This window comes from Thermus composti (genome assembly GCF_014647535.1).
Classification (GTDB): Bacteria; Deinococcota; Deinococci; order Deinococcales; family Thermaceae; genus Thermus; species Thermus composti.
In genome coordinates this window covers 1-891 of the sequence record NZ_BMPJ01000059.1, presented here as the reverse complement: position 1 = coordinate 891, position 891 = coordinate 1, and the positions used below count along the sequence as shown (strand labels likewise).

Here is an 891-nt window from a genome sequence, read left to right as displayed (position 1 = left end):
TGACGACACCCAACCCCTTTCTCACCTTACCAGAGCTCCCAGAATGGCAACTGCGCACCCTCGTCCGGTCCCTCCAGGTCCCGGAGCCCAACCCAAAACCTGGTCGCCCGAGAACCTACACCGACACCCATCTCCTGCGCCTTCACGTCTACCGGGTCCTTATGGGCTGGTCCGTGGAACGCATGCTCCGGGAACTCCGACGAGACCCCTCCCTGCGCCGGGCGCTAGGCCTGCCCGGCGTTCCCGGTCGGGCCACGGTGAGCGAGCGGAGCAAGCACCTGCCCTGGCGGGCGCTTTGGCAAAGGCGGGAGCGGGAAGAGGAGGGGGCCAAAAGAAGGGTCCTGGGTTTAGACGCCACCCCCCTGCCTGCCCAGGCCACGGACCCCGAAGCCCGGTGGGGGAAGGATTCCAGGGGGCAATGGGTCTACGGGTATAAGCTCCACCTGCTCCTGGACCTAGACACGGGGGAGGTCCTGGCCCTCTCCGTGACCCCGGCCCACCGGCACGATGGTCCGGTGGGCCTGGCCCTGGTGCGGGGGATGGCCCCTTTGGAAGGGGAAAAGCCCTCCCTGCTCCTTGCGGATTCTGCTTACGATGCCGAGGTTCTCTTTGAGGCTGCGGAGGGGAAGGGGCTTTTGCTCCTTTCTGGGCACAACCGAAGACGGGGGAAGCCCAGGGGGAAAAGGAGGAAGAGCAACTTGCGGCGGCTTCAGCGTGGGGCCTACCGTGGGCTGTACCGACGAAGGTGGGAGCTGGAGACGGTGGTTGGTTTGTTGAAGGGCCCCTTAGGCCTGGAGGCTTGTGTAGGGCGGGTGCGGGGCCTGGAGGCGGTCATCCGGCAGGTGATGGCGGTGGTAACGGCCTTTTCCTTCGTAGCCCAAGCGTTGGCTC

At 66.0% G+C, this 891-nt stretch carries 1 protein-coding gene; it reads left to right on the top strand.

The window, feature by feature from the left end; translation table 11 throughout:
• A partial coding sequence (locus IEX93_RS11345) for a transposase (protein ID WP_229906188.1) occupies window positions 1-891 on the top strand: 891 nt, incomplete at both ends.